At 48.0% G+C, this 17,455-nt stretch carries 12 protein-coding genes; 5 read left to right on the top strand and 7 right to left on the bottom strand.

Translation table 11 applies throughout. The annotated features are described in order from the left end of the window. The first annotated feature begins 42 nt into the window (after positions 1–42). Positions 43–645, top strand: a complete 603-nt coding sequence (gene yihA, locus BUB27_RS08105; RefSeq protein ID WP_143183311.1) for a ribosome biogenesis GTP-binding protein YihA/YsxC — start codon at positions 43–45, stop codon at positions 643–645. A gap of 449 nt (positions 646–1,094) precedes the next feature. Next, entirely contained in the window at positions 1,095–1,907 is an 813-nt protein-coding gene (locus BUB27_RS08100; RefSeq protein ID WP_143183310.1) for a hypothetical protein, read from the top strand. A gap of 81 nt (positions 1,908–1,988) precedes the next feature. Here BUB27_RS08100 and BUB27_RS08095 read toward each other — a convergent pair whose 3' ends face one another. Then, positions 1,989–5,660 carry a proline dehydrogenase family protein gene (locus BUB27_RS08095; protein WP_143183309.1) on the bottom strand — a complete coding sequence of 1,224 codons (3,672 nt, stop codon included), beginning with the start codon at positions 5,658–5,660 and terminating at the stop codon, positions 1,989–1,991. A gap of 152 nt (positions 5,661–5,812) precedes the next feature. Here BUB27_RS08095 and BUB27_RS08090 point away from each other — a divergent pair, with 152 nt between their 5' ends. Then, positions 5,813–6,577 (top strand): AraC family transcriptional regulator, encoded by a 765-nt coding sequence (locus tag BUB27_RS08090; protein WP_143183308.1) that lies wholly within the window; start codon positions 5,813–5,815, stop codon positions 6,575–6,577. On the opposite strand, the gene BUB27_RS08085 is transcribed toward BUB27_RS08090, so the two are convergent. Both BUB27_RS08085 and chrA read right to left on the bottom strand, forming a co-directional pair. Beyond that, on the bottom strand, positions 6,567–9,296 hold the full coding sequence (locus tag BUB27_RS08085; protein WP_159434872.1) for a DEAD/DEAH box helicase: 2,730 nt from the start codon (positions 9,294–9,296) through the stop codon (positions 6,567–6,569). The genes BUB27_RS08090 and BUB27_RS08085 overlap by 11 nt on opposite strands. Further along, a complete protein-coding gene (gene chrA / locus BUB27_RS08080) occupies positions 9,293–10,459 on the bottom strand; it encodes a chromate efflux transporter (protein WP_159434871.1) in 1,167 nt (388 codons plus the stop codon). Before chrA ends, BUB27_RS08085 begins: the two co-directional genes overlap by 4 nt. A gap of 19 nt (positions 10,460–10,478) precedes the next feature. On the opposite strand from chrA, the gene nadD reads away from it, so the two are divergent. Together nadD and BUB27_RS08070 are read left to right on the top strand one after the other, a co-directional pair. Further along, positions 10,479–11,069, top strand: coding sequence for a nicotinate (nicotinamide) nucleotide adenylyltransferase (nadD, locus tag BUB27_RS08075; RefSeq protein WP_143183305.1), 591 nt, complete (start codon positions 10,479–10,481; stop codon positions 11,067–11,069). A 55-nt stretch (positions 11,070–11,124) separates the two neighbouring features. Continuing rightward, entirely contained in the window at positions 11,125–11,949 is an 825-nt protein-coding gene (locus BUB27_RS08070) for a tetratricopeptide repeat protein (protein ID WP_143183304.1), read from the top strand. 6 nt (positions 11,950–11,955) lie between these two features. Here BUB27_RS08070 and uvrB read toward each other — a convergent pair whose 3' ends face one another. From uvrB to BUB27_RS08050, 4 genes are all read right to left on the bottom strand, one after another. Then, positions 11,956–14,121, bottom strand: coding sequence for an excinuclease ABC subunit UvrB (gene uvrB / locus BUB27_RS08065; RefSeq protein WP_143183303.1), 2,166 nt, complete (start codon positions 14,119–14,121; stop codon positions 11,956–11,958). A gap of 5 nt (positions 14,122–14,126) precedes the next feature. Then, a complete protein-coding gene (locus tag BUB27_RS08060) occupies positions 14,127–14,519 on the bottom strand; it encodes an ACT domain-containing protein (RefSeq protein WP_143183302.1) in 393 nt (130 codons plus the stop codon). Beyond that, positions 14,516–15,640, bottom strand: a complete 1,125-nt coding sequence (locus BUB27_RS08055) for a histidine decarboxylase (RefSeq protein WP_234991730.1) — start codon at positions 15,638–15,640, stop codon at positions 14,516–14,518. The genes BUB27_RS08060 and BUB27_RS08055 overlap by 4 nt, the downstream gene beginning before the upstream one ends. 76 nt (positions 15,641–15,716) lie before the next feature. After that, complete coding sequence (locus BUB27_RS08050; RefSeq protein WP_159434870.1) at positions 15,717–17,309, bottom strand: chloride channel protein; 1,593 nt, start codon at positions 17,307–17,309, stop codon at positions 15,717–15,719. Positions 17,310–17,455: the final 146 nt, after the last annotated feature.

Here is a 17,455-nt window from a genome sequence, read left to right as displayed (position 1 = left end):
CATGCTATGCCTCTGTTTCATTGCATGCCCTTGTAATTTACTATGAACATCCAGTCTGCAACATTCACCACCAGCGCATCCAGCCTCTCTACCTGCCCTGAGCCAGATTTCCCCGAATTTGCATTCATTGGCCGTTCTAACGTTGGCAAGTCCTCCCTCATCAATGCTCTAGCCAACCAGCGCAAGAACATTGCGGAAGTTTCCAAAAGACCGGGACGGACCCAATTGATCAATTTCTTTCAGATGAACAAGAAATGGAATCTCGTGGACCTTCCTGGTTACGGCTACGCCAAAGTTTCTGGTAAGAAAAAGGAAAAATTTAATGAGTTCGTCTCAGATTATCTGCTGAATCGTGAGAGTCTCGCCTGCGTGTTTTGTCTGATTGACTCCAGACACACACCACAACAGATCGACCTTGAGTTCACGCGATGGCTATTAGATTCAGGCATTCCTTTTGTCCTCGTATTTACTAAAGCGGACAAGATGAAACCTGGAGCTGTTCAGAGACATATGGATGCATTTCTCGAAGAGATGTCTGAGTGGTGCACTGGACTTCCCAGAACTTTTGTCACCTCTGCCAATAGCCAACTTGGTCGCAAAGACCTGTTGAACTTCATTCATCAAGCTGTCACCAGCATCCAGTAGCCGAGTGGCCAAATCGGGCGTTTTTTGACGCAGCTTTACGACTATTTGCACATCACTAAAGTCAGTCACATATTTGCCTTTAGTTAGTAGTATATGCATCTTAAGCATATATATTGTGCAATTTGTCGAATCAGTTAATACTGACTTATTTGCCCTGTATACCTTAGGTATGGGTCATGGCGCCACTACCCGCTGTCACACACATCGGCTTATTAGTAATTTAATCCTTTTGAGCACCTTGTGATTTTCAGTGGCGAGATAAACAGCAGTTTGACAGCAAGGGATGCATCGCCGATAGTTTGAACTCCCATTCAAATTAATTTTAATACAGCAACACTGTAATGATCGCATCCCCCCCTCCACCAGCGGTTGATGGCAGTGAAGGTGAAACGTATTCACCACTCATTAAGCCATTGAAACACTGCCCCAGACAACAGACATCTGATCTGGTGCACGACGAATTGTCGCGTTTTTTTTCCGACCTCTTTCCCACCGTCATCATCGACAAGGATAATATACACTATCAACTGGAGCTCTCTGATTATCATGAAGACCCGATAGAACCACCGCGCAGCCTCACCAGCTACCAGGAAATCCCTGAAGATGAAGTCTATCACCTCCTACAAGGATGGATCAGAATGCAACAGGCCTTGGCCAGCGACCAAATCCACCCGGATGCCAAGTCGGTCTTGAGTAACTTCAGAGTTCCTGATCCACGTAAGGGAATAGAGTCGTATCGCTTGTACGAAGATGAAGGACGTCAAAAAATGTTTATAGAATGGGGCCTAGAGAATGAGGAGTGCCCAGCCGTACGTCTGGACCAAGCTCTATCCATTATTTTAGGAGTTCCCACATCAAGACTTCAAAGCATTCTATTTACCTTCATGATGGCCATCCTGCCTAATGAAACAATCCATCACTCTCTTCTAGAAGCTACCGGTGAAGATAGTAGAGATGACGAGCTTGTCTCCATGCAGAAAAAAACAAATTTCTTTTCTGATCCAGTCAACAGGCTTTCCACGATCGCTGCTGCGGCTATCGTAGTCATTGCAGCTATTTTGACGCTGCAGTGGAATAACTCACAGCCTCACCCTAAAGAGTCCCCAGTCTATGAGTTAAAGGATCTCACTAAGGATGCTAAAAACCCCACATACAGAAAGATTGCACCCACAAGTGACAGTAATTCCACAATCACCGACGGCTACTCAAAACCAATTAGCAGTATGGACAGGGATAATCAAAACGTCACGCCAGGCTATTAGTATAACATCAATCATTAAAAATGAGGCCCACCTCCAGTCTGGAGGTGGGCCTCATTGATTATTTAAAAGTCAACAGGTCGCTTAGAAACTGTCAGCTTTAGGTATGATGTTTCCATAGCGATGTGTACACTCAGAAATCGACTGCTCTCTGAAGAAGTGCATCAGCTCCACTCGACCATTGGCCAAAACATCCCAATCAATCAGCTGTAAGGCTGTGTCATTGGCTGCACGGTAGAGCTCTTCACTAGCTCCTGGTGCGCGAAGGCTACTGTAATAGATCTCACCATCCACCTTCACACTTGCGGGTAGACGATTGATCAGTTGATCCTCGCTTTCCACTGTGACAGTACCCGCGGCGAACTGGCTTACCCAGCCCTTTGACTCATTCAGTGAGATATCCATCTCTACACCTGCTGTTTTAGCTGCCAGCATGGCGATAGCGATCTCAATATCACTCATCTTGTCTGCACGCAGAAGAGCACGAGTCAGAGGCACGTAACGGAAGTGGTTTGTCTCTCCATGGAGGCCGGTAGGATCATGCTCGATGGAATATTCTTCATTCCACCATTTTGCGAAGCTACCTGCGGCACTCTCCAGCAAGCCTTTCTCTGTGGAGAATTCGTTACTGAGCTGAACCAGCAATGATGCTACCTCGGAGCTCGGCTTAGCAAGCTGAGTAGGAACTTCCTCCTGAGTCCAGGTACCGAAGATGGATACGTAGTTAGGACCACCAGCCTTGGCGCCAGGACCAAAGCAAGAATTCTTCCAACCACCAAACGGCTGACGACGCACAATGGCTCCCGTAATCGGGCGGTTGATATAAGCATTGCCGACTTCCACACGCTCACGCCAGATCTTGATCTCACGGTCATCCAGTGTGTGTATTCCACCTGTAAGGCCGAAACTTGAATCATTCTGGATACGGATTGCATCTTCGAGGTTCTTGGCTCTGATCAACCCGAGAACCGGCCCGAAGCACTCTGTGCGATGATACCAGCTTCCAGGCTTAACACCTAGTTTGATACCTGGACTCCAGAGACGAGGATTGCCTTCAAGGTTAACGGGCTCAAGTAACCACTCTTCACCCTCCTCCAGCGTGGTTAGTGCTTTGTAGAGGCTAGTCTCCGGCTCGACCATCACTGGTGTAACAATAGATGAAGGATCCCACGACTGCCCTACTCTCAAGCTGGCGGCTGCGTCACGCAGTTGTCGAATGAATGCAGGATTGTCGTAAACATCTGCCTCGATGATTGCTAGTGAGGCCGCAGAGCACTTCTGCCCAGAATGGTTAAAAGCGCTCTTCACCAGATCCTTAATAGCTTGGTCTGGATCGGCAGCATTCGTAATGATGAGTGAGTTCTTACCAGAAGTCTCGGCATACAATCTCATCTTTGGCTTCCACCCCTGGAACAGGCGTCCAGTTTCATAGGCACCGGTGAGGACAACTGCCCCCACACGATCACTCGACACCAGGCTTCGTCCAATCTCATTGTCCGGGCATGGCAGGAACTGCAGCACGTCACGAGGAACACCAGCTCTCCAGAGTTGCTGAACCATCACCCAAGCAGTGAGAGTGGACTCAGGAGCGGGCTTCATGATGACAGTATTACCAGCCATGAGAGCGGCCAGTACACCACCGCAAGGGATCGCATAAGGGAAATTCCATGGTGGTGTGATGACTACTGTACCAAGAGCTTTGATCTGAGTACCGTCGAACATGCCATCCCAGCTGAGGCTGTCTGCATAGTAGGTGGCGAAGTCGATCGCCTCACTGACTTCGGCATCACCTTCCGGAGCTGCCTTGCCTGCCTCCATCACCATGATGGCAATGGATTCACCGCGGCATTTACCGATTTCAACAGCCACATCTTTGAGAATCTTCGCACGCTCTTCGATACTGCGAGCCTCCCAAGCGGGCTGGGCTTGCTCTGCAACATCAAGTGCCTTCTGAACATCATCAGCATCAGCCAATGAGTATTCGTAAAGTTTTTCGTTCTTGGATGGATCAACACCGATACCTACAGTGTCGCGCAGTACCTCCTCACCACCGATCTGCAGAGGAATGGTCGCGATCTTCTTGGCTTTGACTTCATCAATCTTGGCCATGATCCAGCGTTGATTGTGCAGCAGGGACCAGTCAGTATCTGGGCTGTTTTCGAATTCAGCTTCGTAATCAACCTCGAATGTCTCTGAGTTCCTGTCCTGAACACGGTTTGGAGTATCTTTCACCTCGTCCTTGATGGCGTGTGCATCAAGGAACATTTTCTTCTGCTTATTCCACTTCTGGCCACCAGGAGTCATTCCAAAGATATCGTGAAGGAAGTTTTCCTCGTGTGTGTTTTCATCAAGTCGACGTACGAGATAGGAAATCGCTGAGTGGAAATCTTCCTTCTTCACGACTGGAGCATAGCGAAGTAGGCCTCCTGCGAAATCCTGGACAGCACGCGCCTGATGGTTCGCCATGCCCTCGAGCATTTCAAACTCCACATATTCCTCTACACCCATCTTGGCGCGAACCAGCATGGAGTAGGAAACTTCAAATAGATTATGAGATGCAATACCAAGCTGTACGGCCTTGGCGTTTTCCGGCTCACATCCATAGTGCACCATGCGCTTGAAGTTCGCATCCACCTCTTTCTTGCTGTAGTAGGTGGCAAGTGGCCAGTCATGAACACTGGCGTCCACAGTTTCCATCGCCAGGTTAGCTCCCTTAACGATACGTACCTTGATGGATGCCATGCCTTCACTGACACGCTTCTTCGCCCACTCAGTGAGGCTCTGCTGAACTTTAAAAGAATCCGGAAGATAGGCCTGTAGCACAATACCTGCACGTATCTGCTGGAATTCCTCTTCATCGAGTACTTGGCAGAAGGCATCACATGTAAGCCGAAGGTCACGATATTCTTCCATATCGAGGTTCACAAACTTTGGTGACTCAGAACCATCTTCACGCACAAAGGTGTGCTCTTTAGCCACACGGTAAAGCTCTCTCAGGCGCTTCTTGATTTCCTCAAGTGTGTAGTCATAGGCTACGAGATTGATCTGTGAGAAGATCGCAGAAATTTTGACAGAAATGTACTCGCAATCAGGACTCTTAAGTCGATCGATGACTTGCTGCATGCGATGGGCCGCCTCCTCTTCACCAAGAATAGCTTCACCGAGCTGGTTGATATTCATACGAGTCGACTGCTTCTTGCGCTTCGCCAAGTGTGGCTTCAGCTTGGCATCTTCACTGGGAAGAATCACCTGATCACTCTCTGCACGCATTTTAGTGGTGACGGCAGGCATCACGATATCAGGAGCCACCTGTGACACGGTGGCGCCAATACGCATAGCGATCTGCTCATGGATAGGCAAATACTCTGGAATACCATATTCCTCGATAAGATAGCGCATCTGGTTGGCAGAACGGGCATGATTCGCAGGACGGAACACCTGATCAGCCATGGCCAAGGTCAAAGCCTTACCACGTGGGTCATTCATCATACGCGCCATTTTCCAGGCCTGATACTTCTCAGAAAGCTTTTGACGTTTATTGGCATTCTTCAAAATAAGCTCTGCAAGCTGTACAGCAGCATTAGCCATTTCATTATCATTAGGTTGGCCTTGCTTCACTGTTTCCAGAAGCTCGCTTACGGAAGAAATAGACATATGAGCACTATCCACCTTATCGATAGATTTTGCCACGTCAACATTGCTAAGCATTTCTTGCTCAGCACCTTCCAACATTACACTTGCAGAAGAAATCGTCATGTCGGGAAGCTACTTCTTTTACAAGAAATCGTATTGTCATTTCATTTCAGGTTTTGGAGCAAAAATGGCATAGAATATCATTTTCGGACCAAAAAAGGGTCGCCATACTCTCAAATTGCACTTTTAGTGACTCATCCTATTACCTCACGTCCATGCCGAATAAATACAGAGAAGAGTTCCTATCCCAACTAGCCACTCCCATCATCGGAGAAAGACTATTTGCACAAGTTCCTGATATTCTGTTCTGTATAAAAAATAGAGATCATCGCTACATTGCGGCAAATAGGGCCTTCGCAGACCGGCTCAACCTCAAATCTGTGAATGATATCATTGGCAAGACCGCCTATGACCTGTTTCCGAAGCACTTGGCAGATATTTACCGCGACCAGGACAATATCGTCTATGAGACGGGAAATGATATCATTGACCGCGTGGAACTCGTCACGAATAGCAAAGGCGGAATCGGTTGGTACCTAGCCAGCAAGTTCCCTCTGGAAGGCAAAGATGGCAATATCATTGGCATCGCATCCATTTCACGTGACCTGCAGACTCCCTGTGACGAAGACCTCAAATTCGCAGGCCTCTTCAGAACAGTGGAGTATATTCACAAACATTACTCCGACGACCTGAAGATCGCTGAAATGGCCGCGAAGATAAACCTCTCCGTTACACAGCTGGACAGACGCATGCGCAAGGTCTTCAAGTTAACCACTTCTCAGTTCATTCGTAAAACTAGACTGGAAGCCGCAGCACGTTTGCTTACGACTTCAAAAAAGCCCATCGCTCAAGTTGCACAAGAATGCGGCTATAGCGATCAGTCTGCATTCACACGACAATTTCATGCTACAGTAGGTCTAGCCCCTGGTGCCTACAGAACTTCATCCTCCTCGGCCAGCACGAGTAAGATCAAGAAATAAGCTTAAGTCCTAGCTGACCACTAATCAAACGCAGGCAATCCTCTGTTCTACTCTGCCACTCCACGTAGCCAAGAGGTAACATCCGCAAGCCAGTCCGTCCTAACAGCTGGGCTTTTCTTTGCGCTATAGCGCCTAACATAGCTCCCGGAAACCCTACCAAATCAATTCCTAGAACTTTGGATCTATGGATCAACACAAGATCCACATCCATTCCAGCTACTACCCCCTCTTGAATGACTTGAGCACCTAGTTTCTGGAGCCTCATCGCCACCTCATTGGCAAAAGCATCCATAGCCTCAGAACCGCTAGAAAAATAATTGTTAGAACCTTCACTGACATGCCTCAAATAATCCCCCAACAAGCTATCTAACGGGAGAGACGATGAATCAATCGAGTAATACACACGCTGTAACAGCTTGGCTCTCGTTATTGATACATTGAATACGTCTTCACGCTCCAGGAAGCGGCGTGTCTGCTGACTACAAGCTGAAGTAAGGCATAGCGAGATGAGCATCACATCTCGCTCTTCCCCCTGAAATTGATGAGCTGTACCTATCGCCAGCTGATGCCCCCTCATTAATCGATCAAGCTCCTTACTGGACAGCTCCTCTTGGACAGCCTGCATAATGGCATCCACTTGGGCTCTGAAGGGAGACAGCACTCCCACTTTACAACATGCATGCACTGGCAGCATGATCTCCTTTTGTGCTATTTTCCTCAGCTCCTTGACTATAGCGTGCACCTCTGCCTGATTGACTCCATCTCCACCCCTAACACCTCTGCAACGGTGACCAAACAGTTGATCCTGAGAACTCACCCAAGGCTGTTCTCTCATCAGCTTTAAAGAATCATGGTAAAAACGCTTATTACTGAATGATATAATCGAAGGATGACTGCGAAAATGTTCATCAAGAAAACCTGTTTGATCTGCAGCATAAACTTGATCGCAAGCCACATCCATCAGACTTCTCTTCCTGTAATGATAGGACTCCAGCGTCTCGGCATCTATGGATGATTTCATCGCATGCTGTCGTAACAGGTTCTCAGAGACAAAACTGACATGCCTCAGCTGTTTAGTATCACCTGCAATAACAGCTCTTTTTGCGCGTTGTAAAGCAGGCATGACGCTAGCTAAATCACATTGGCTTGCTTCATCAATAATGACTACATCGAATTGCTCTCTGGTTAAGGGTAGCACACGATGCAGGTCGTCGCACTTGGTCAGCCAAATAGGCAAAGCTTCGTAAATGAGACTGAAATCTATTGTTTTAAAAATCTCCTCTTGCCTGTGACCTTGGAGTTTCCGCATTCCCTCCAGCAAGGCTTTCAGATCCTTGCGTGATCCTGGAGAGTCCAGAATCTTTACGAGCCGGCACTGACGCTCGAGACGACCATACTCCCTGACCATCTTTTCTCGCTCTGCATGTAATTGCTCAAGATACATCATCATCTCAGCCAGCAGCGGCCTTTTACTTACAGAACGTTTTGACAAATAATTACGCAGATCATCAAACCATCCCTTATCAGGTTTAGCCATGACGGCTCCACGAGAAATAGAAGCTGCAAACTCACGTTCTAGATCACGCTCCACCTTTTGAATTCGAGCGATCTGTTCTTCAATCTCTAACTCCCTTTGTCCCAAGTTCACCAATTCAATTCCGTCCACGGTCCTTCCGGACAGGCAGAGTTCCAAATAACTTTTTAACTCTCGTAGATAATGCTTTCTCCCAGCTCGCACAGTTGCCTCACCAGCTTCCAGCATGCTATCTATTTTGTGATGCAGGACATCGACTGCGTGGTCCCCTCTTGAGACTACCAATACCCTCTCCCCCCTTGCTACATGGTCCAAGGCTATTGCTGCTAAAGTGAAGGATTTTCCAGTTCCTGGAGGTCCATAGCAAACAGTCAAAGCATTCGACCTGACGGATCTCAGTATGCGCTCTTGCGGTATGCTCAAGGTAGTAGGCACCATAAGAGCATTCGTATCATCCACTTTGTTCTTAAATTGCTCACCACTATAGAGAGCTCTGAGCGGCCGCGAAAAAGCTTGATCGGTATAGGTAGTCATACTCCCCAACTCATTCAAAACCCCTCGGGCAGATACCGACTTGGTCACATTGGCTAGTCCACAGGCAGGCAATACTGTAATGCTTGAGTCGCGACCAGCATCCTCTACCTGCTTTGACTTCAACAAATAGGGCCAATCTAACAAGTTCCTCGTTTCTACCCCTGTGCAATGCACCTCTATCGAACGACGTATATCCCCGACAACCTCATGGCTCAGACACTCGCTCGACAAGACCTGAAGCAATTCAGCTTCTAAACCATCATTGCCATCCAGTAGCTCCATCGCACAGGGGTTCAACCTCCATGTACCTGATTTCAAAGAGAATCCAGTTGAGCTATCCTCATGTAGAAATTCAGCTTCTACTATGATTAATGGAGCTCGATAAACCCTCCCCATGGATTTTCCGCATACAAGCAGAGCCCCATATATCAGATCTCGTTCTTTACTGTGAAGTTGAGCATAAGCACTAGCCTTCTCGGCATAGCGCGGCGGCAAATGCTCCGATTCCAACAGATCATTGAGTAGCTTTTCCTCATCACGGGTCATCCTGCGATGCATCACATCGCTGCCATAAAAATCACGTACACCCGCACGACTCCTGTCTTCGCGATAACATTCTCGCAGCCAAGCTACTAATGAACGGATACTCATCCCCAAATAACACCTCCTAATACAGCTGCGATGACAATCACCAGCCATATAGGCAGCTTTCTCGTTCCAATAATGACAAAGTAGACTACCGCAAGGAGATAATCGACCCAACCATGTAGAACACCTCCCATTATCATGTGAAGGAGAGCCGCTCCTAACAACCCTACAACAACAGCATTGGCACCGACAACCGCCCCCTGCGCTCGCGGTATATGCTTGATTCTATTCCATAGAGGCAAACCTGCTGACAGCAGAATTAGTCCCGGACCAAAAATAGCTAAGGTTCCCAGAACCCCACCCAACCATGGATTACCACCAAGCGACAAGACCCCACCCAAGTAAGCCCCCAGACTAAACATAGGCCCAGGAACGGCCTGAGCCGCTCCATACCCAGCTAGAAACGTATCTCTTGCCATGTACCCCGTAGAGACCATCTCTGCCTCCAGCAATGGCAATACGACATGACCTCCACCAAAGACCAGTGCTCCAGACCTTACGATTCCAGCAAAAGCTTTGCCCCCCTCTGAGTCACCTATGAAGTAAGGCAATAAAACCAATACCATGACCATGACTAAAATGGTCCCGATTGCCAAATAGGGTTTGCGTGCATTCTCCAACCTTTCGGTCTTTCTCGCATACTTGGAGAACCATATAGCACCGACCACACATCCACCCAAGATCACCAATGGCTGCATCCAAGCCTGTTCAACAACCATCAGAACCAACAGGGCAGCAACAGCCACCCCTTTCTTCGGCCAGGTCGGGCACAACTTTCGCTTCATGCCAAATATTGCCACAGCCACCACAGCTACAGCAGCCACCTTCAAACCATGCACCCAGCCATTACCTACCAGTTCCTCAACCGAAGACAACCCAACTGCCAAGGCCGTCATTAATAGAGCCGATGGCAACGTGAATCCCAGCCAAGCAAAGAAACCACCTAACCAGCCAGCTCTCTCATATCCTACAGCAGCCCCCAATTGGCTACTTGCAGGTCCTGGAAGAAACTGGCAAACAGCTATCAACTCAGCAAATCTCTCTTCATTCACCCATTTGCGTTTGATAACATACTCCTCTCTGAAATAAGCTAAATGAGCAACTGGACCACCAAACGAAGTCAGACCTAACTTGAGTGCTACCCAGAAACATTCTAAAAAATTCACGCCCACTTCCTACCTGCTGATGCCCGTTCAGAAAACTAAAATATGCCTTATTGGAGGGACATTTGATCCGATTCATCTCGGACACACCTACATTGCAGCAGAAGCCAAGAGAAGATGTAGCCTAGACAAAGTCATCTTTCTCCCCTGCAAGCAGTCGCCTCATAAAATGGGTGGGTCTCCCACAGCAGATGCACACAGACTAGCCATGTGCCAACTAGCCACCCAGGGCTTCGAATGGGCAGAGGTAGACGATTTCGACTTATGCTCACCACCTCCTTCATACTCCTGGAGAACAGCGGAACACTTCAAAACCCTTTACCCGGCTGCTGAGTTATACTGGCTGATGGGAACCGACCAATGGAACTCTCTGCCACGCTGGAACAGGCCTGACCACTTTGCCTCACTGGTCAAATTTATTGTGTACACCCGCAATCAAGACAAACCGCAAGAATACGAGCAATACCAGTGCACTCTTTTACAGGGCATTCACCCTGCCTCAGCCACTGCGATTCGGAATCATCCAAAGTCGGCAAGTAGCATCGCGTGGTTGAATCCGGCCGTTCAGCAGTATATTCTAAAAAATAAGCTCTACAGTGCAGACCCTCCTTGATAAATCATCATATTCAGATTTTATTACCTACCAGAAACCATAAATACCCAGCATCATGAAAATCGGCTCCCTCATAACGCTATCTCTAGTCTTCTCATGCTCAGCCTTTGCACAGGCTGTGGATAATAAGAAGGCTGAGGCCAAACCCAACATGAATAAAGCTGAGGCGGATAACCTCCTTAAAGAAATTAGCAAAAGCTTTGAGAACCTCCCGAAGGAAGAACGCATCAAGTACCTCAAGATGCGCAATGAAGCCGCCAAACTGTTCCAGAACAAGCGTATCTTTGAAACTCTCGATCTGGTACGTAAAATGGATGAGATCTTCAAAAATGATCCTCAGGCTCTCGTACTCAAGGGCGCCTGTTATGTAGAGATCCGTGATTTTGCTTCTGCCCGCGAGAGCTTTGACCAGGCTGTTAAAGTAGTCGGTCCCAAATACAATATTCTCTTCAACTTGGCCGAAATTGACTTCGTTACCAATAAATGGAGCGATGCACTTAAACTCTTCGAAACCATCAAACCTGACATCCCGGATAGAGACATCGGGATGAAGAGACTCGTGGATTTCAAGATCATGCTCTGCCACATCCGTCTTGCAGACAAAGCAGAGAACGAGGATGAGAAGAAGAAGCATGAACAAGTCATTGCGGAGCTGGCTAACCAGCAGGGATTCATGGATGACTCCCCATACTATTACTATGCGAATGCTGCCTACAATTACTACAAGGGAGACGTCTCTGCTGCTGACCAGTGGCTCGCCAAAGGTCGTCGCGTCTACCAATTGTCACCAGCGCATATCGCATCCTGGGAAGACACCCTCGTAGAGTTTGGCTACATCAAAAGTTACTTCGGTGACGAGGAAGCCGCAGAGGACAAATAGAAGCTATTAAGGGTTTCGGTAATCCACTTTCTTTTTATCAGAGGCGCTGCTGGAATTTCCAGCGCGCCTTTTTAGTTCGGAAATTTGGTCCCTCAAGTGCGCCGCCCTCTCAAACTCCAACTTACTCGCAGCATCTCTCATCTCTTCCTCTAACTCGGAGAGAACCTGAAGCGCATTATAGCTAGCTTCATCTTCAGCAACGATTGACTGATTAAGACCGGCTGCTTCCTTTTGCTGTTCTGAATGCATGTGCAGGCTTTGCTGAACGGCCCGCACGACACTCTGGGGCGTAATCCCGTGCTCCTTGTTATGCTCGATTTGGCGGTTTCGCCTGTACTCGGTCACATCCAACAGCTGCTGGATAGAGTCTGTAATCTTGTCACAAAACAGAACACACTCACCATGGACATGTCTTGCGGCACGTCCCGCGGTCTGGATCAAACTAGTTTCATTACGCAAGAACCCCTCCTTGTCTGCATCCAGTATGCAAACGAGAGAGACCTCCGGAAGGTCCAAGCCCTCCCTGAGCAAGTTAATGCCCACGAGCACATCAAACTCTGCTGCTCGCAAGGCTCTCAAGATCTCGACCCTCTCAATAGCATCAATATCAGCATGGATATACCTCACCTTCAACCCAACCCCGTGAAGGTAATCTGTGAGGTCCTCCGCCGTCTTTTTGGTGAGCGTTGTCACCAAAACTCTCTCCCCCTTCTCAACCCTGTCCCGGCAAAGTTCGATGGTTTCATCAATCTGCCCCTTCAACGGCTTTAAAGTTAATATTGGATCCAGCAGGCCAGTCGGACGAATAATCTGCTCAACAATCAGTGATGTACCACGCTTGGAAACCTCAAACTCATCCAAAGTCTCGGCAGAAGGACTGGCAGTCACCTGTCCACGAATTTGCTTAATCGCCATGTTAGCAGACTGCTCACCACGCTTCCATGGAATGAAGCGCTTATTTTCAGGCCGTGAATTGATCATTTCAAATGGGCCCGGAGTGGCTGAAACATAGACTCGCTGGTTGGTATGCTTCATAAACTCCTCGAATCTCAAAGGCCGGTTATCAAGAGCACTGGGTAAGCGGAAGCCGTGCTCCACTAGAACCGTCTTGCGACTCTTATCACCCTCAAACATGCCCCCAACCTGTGGTATGGTCACATGACTCTCATCCACCAGCAACAGATAGTCGTCAGGGAAAAAGTCCAGCAAGGTGTATGGCGTAGCCCCTGGCTCTCTGGCCGTAATGTGGCGTGAATAATTCTCAATCCCCTGACAGAACCCCATTTCCTGCATCATCTCGATGTCGTATTCCGTCCGCATCCTCAGACGCTGCGCTTCGATAAGCTTCCCCTCTTTTTCAAACCAAGCCACCCGCTCCTTCATCTCCTTGCGGATGGCCACGATCGCCTTCTTCATTCTCTCACCAGTGGTAACGAACTGCTTGGCCGGGAAGAAAGTATAACTCCCCATATCCCCCCTCTTGCTGCCAGAGATCGCATCTATCTCAGAGATCCTGTCAATTTCATCCCCGAAGAACTCAACACGAATGGCAGTATCCTCCAGATAAGCAGGACGAATTTCTACTACATCTCCCCTAACGCGAAATTGCCCTCGTTGAAAGCTGATGTCATTTCTCTCAAAGAGTAGATCTACCAGTTTGGCTAAAAACTCATCACGCCCAATTTCCTGCCCTACGCGCATGGGCAACATCATGTCCTGATAATCCTCAGGAGACCCCAAACCATAAATACAACTGACTGAAGCAATAACGATAACATCTTGCCTCGTGATCAGGCTACCCATTGTACTGAGACGCAGACGCTCGATCTCATCATTGATCGAACTGTCTTTTTCGATGTAGGTGTCTGTTCTCGGGATGTAAGCCTCAGGTTGATAATAATCGAAGTAACTTACAAAATATTCAACCGCGTTGCTGGGGAAGAAGGTCTTAAACTCAGAATACAGCTGAGCTGCTAGAGTCTTATTGTGACTCATAATCAAGGTTGGCTTGTTCACCTCCTTGATGATATTCGCCATGGTGAATGTCTTCCCAGAGCCTGTTACACCCTGCAACGTTTGGTGCCTATTTCCAGATCGCAAAGACTTCACCAGTTTAGCAATAGCCTGACTCTGATCACCTTGAGGTGAATATTTACTCTCCAACTTAAACATATAGACTAACTCTTCCTAACAACCAAATCCTCTACAACTGCTACAGCGGCCTCATTACAATCTGTTACCAGACTGACATCCACATATTCTTTGCGGCGTCTGAGAATATGTATACTTCTCAAATTGATCTCCGCCTCCTTGAAGCGCTTTGCCACGGCAGCCAACGCTCCAGGTTCATCCTTGAGCCTGATTACTAGGGCATCCTCCGTCACCGGGCGATAGCCTACAGCACGCAGACGCCTGAGAGCATCATCATAGCGATCTACACTAATGAGAATAAAGCCATGATCGTCATCCTCCTTGGCATCGATATCAAGAAGGTTAATGTCACCCAGAGCTTCCATGACATCGGCCAACTCGCCGACATGCCCTTCTGTAGGTATGATAATTTGCTTCATGCTTTTGATTGTTTCTCGCTTAGATAATCTTCGATGAATTCATCAACGACCGCCCTATCCATGTGAGGAAGACAGACGATATGCCCGATGCCACCACTCGGCGCGATGGCCCATTTTTCAATGATTTTTTTACCAGGTCTAGGAAAGACGACGATTGGTGAATTACTATTTCGCCACGCTTCGACACCATCATTCTGAAATCTCTCCACGGCATAGCTGGCCAACTCAATGCTTTTTCTCACCATATCTCTCAGACCTGCCTCTCCGTGCCTCCGAAGAGCATACCAGAGCATCAACGGGCTAAACCCGCTTCGTGAGCCAGTGATCGTAGTATCCATAACCCCTACATACTCCACTGCCCTTGATATCCGCTCAACATGAGAGTTTTTCGCTAAGGCCACGCCACAAGGAATGGGAGCACCCAGCCATTTGTGACCAGAAATAGAAATGCTATCGGCCCCATCCGCAAAGTTCCAGGCGGGAGGATTGTCTATGAAAGACATGGCCATGCCATGCAAGGCTCCATCACAGTGGATGTAATAATCCCGAATCGCCAAGTCATTGAGGATCTCCTTGATCTTATCCAGGTTATCAATCGCCCCCTTCATGGTTGTACCGATGTTAACAAAGAGAATGGGTGGCAGGTGTCTGTTGATCCGAAGAGATTCCCTTAAATCCTCATAATCCATTTCCCCGTTCTCCTGGGCGCGAAGCATGATGCTCGGCGTATGCTGGAGTCTCAAAATCTTTGCAACGCTGTAGTGGGTTTCCTCCGAGAAATACACCATTCCTTTTGGGTAAAGTTCACGGGCCAAATAGAGTCCATACATATTACCTTCCGTTCCACCACTAGTTACGTAACCCCAACATTGATCATCTGGCGCTTGGGTGAAATGCGCGAAGGCATCTATGACCTCTTGTTCAAACTCCAGCGTGTTCAGTTTGTAATTTGAATGCTGAAAGGGATCACCTACGTTATTCACTGGGACTTCCAGAAATTTAAACAATTCACTGAAATCCCAGTCCTGATTCACAGGATAGCCTATGGATGTTCTCTTCTCATTCAGAAGGCTGGAATACTTAGCCTCCAGCCTAGAGTGATCCACTCCGCCATGGAGCATGTCACGCACAGATTGTCTCATAGAACAACCATCCCCCTAACTCTCGTAGACGGCAATCAATAATTAGCAGACTCCCCTACAAAACGGATGCATTCTGCTGCCTAGCGATATCATTCAGGGTGATCACACCCAATAGTTTCTTAGGTTGAGCTAGAGAGACCACTGGCACCTGCTGGTAATTCTTGGAGATCATCAACTGAGCCGCATCACGAATCGAACACTCTGGCGGAACCGTCAAGAGTTCCTGATCTGTGATAAGCCAACCAATCAAGGTTTCTGCATCTGCCTCCTCAATTTCATGCCGAGTCACGATCCCCTCAAGCTCCCCCTCTTCATTGAGAATAGGGTAAGAGTGGTATATCAAGCCTTGGGCTCCAAAATCCCTCACTGTCTCCTCCACTGTCTTGGAGACATCAAGGGTGGTCACATCGTAGGTCATGATGGTGGATACCGGCAATTTACGGTAATCCTGAGAACCGCGGTAAGCTGCAAAGGTTTTTAAATTTACACCATCTTGAACCAACAAAGCATCATAAATAGCTACCGGCCTGAGCTTCCTTGAAATTGACCAAGCCAGCATATTCCCAGCCATCAAAGGCAGGATAAGCGAGTAGTTTCTCGTCATTTCAAAGATGATAATAAGCGAGGTAAATGGGCATCTCACGACTGCGCTGAACATGGCCCCCATCCCCAACAAGACACAACCACCGATCACTTGGTGCGCTCCAGGCCAGTCCGGGAAATCAAAAAAGCCATTCGACAACACGACCAATAATCCCACAAGGCCTCCCAACATCCCCCCCAAATAGAGCGTCGGCGAAAATAGACCTCCGGACCCTCCGGTACCATAGTTTAGAACTACCGCCACAAATTTACAGACCAGCAAGATAATGATCACCTGCCATACGAGCTTATCTTCAAACGCTCTCTCTAAACTCTCATATCCAATACTGAATACTGAGTTATGGGGATCACCATAACCACTTGTCAGCTGTAATGCCAACAAACCAACCAAGCCACAACAAACACCACCGACTGCTGGCGTAAGCCAAGACCATTTTGCAAAACGGTTCTTACAGAGCCCTCTGACTCCTAGCACAGAACTGACAAAGACATGACCTAACAAACCTGCAATCACTCCCATCGGAATACCTACGACCATCCATGGTGAGGTAATAAACTCTTCATTGATAAAATGGCTATCCAGAATCGGGTCTTCACCAAGCAAAGTCCTACTCACAGCCGCAGCAATAACCACAGCCACAACAATGCCCCCAAGAGCCTTCATCGAGAAGTTATCCAGAAGCTCCTCAAACACGAAGGTAATCGCGGACAAAGGAGCATTAAAAGCTGCCGCAATACCAGCCGCCATCCCCACAGGCAATGCGGACCGCACTCGATTCTTATCATTGAACATCCATCTCCCAAGACGTGATGAAATGGCTGAGGACATATGAACTGTGGGTCCTTCCCGTCCAAGACTGTTCCCTAATCCGCAATAGATGCTACTCAGTACAAATCTCCAGAAGCCAGTCATACTGCTGATGTGACCACCGCGGTTATAATAGGCTAACTTAGTCTGCGGGATACCACTACCTGCTGCATCACTACAGCAAAACTTAACCACCAAACCGACAACGAGTCCTGCAAGCCCTGGTGCGCCCACCATCACGGCATAGAATTTCCAGCCGCCAAGCGAAGTAGCAAACCTCCATAGGCTTTCGAAGAGGTGATGAATTGACCAATGGAATAAAACCGCGGAAATACCACATGCCAGCCCGATAAGTATACATAAAACCAAGAATCGTTGCTTAT

Origin of the sequence: Rubritalea squalenifaciens DSM 18772 (assembly GCF_900141815.1) — a bacterium.
GTDB classification, from domain to species: Bacteria; Verrucomicrobiota; Verrucomicrobiia; order Verrucomicrobiales; family Akkermansiaceae; genus Rubritalea; species Rubritalea squalenifaciens.
The sequence above is the reverse complement of the archived record's forward strand: the minus strand, read 5'-3'. Positions and strand labels throughout refer to the sequence as shown.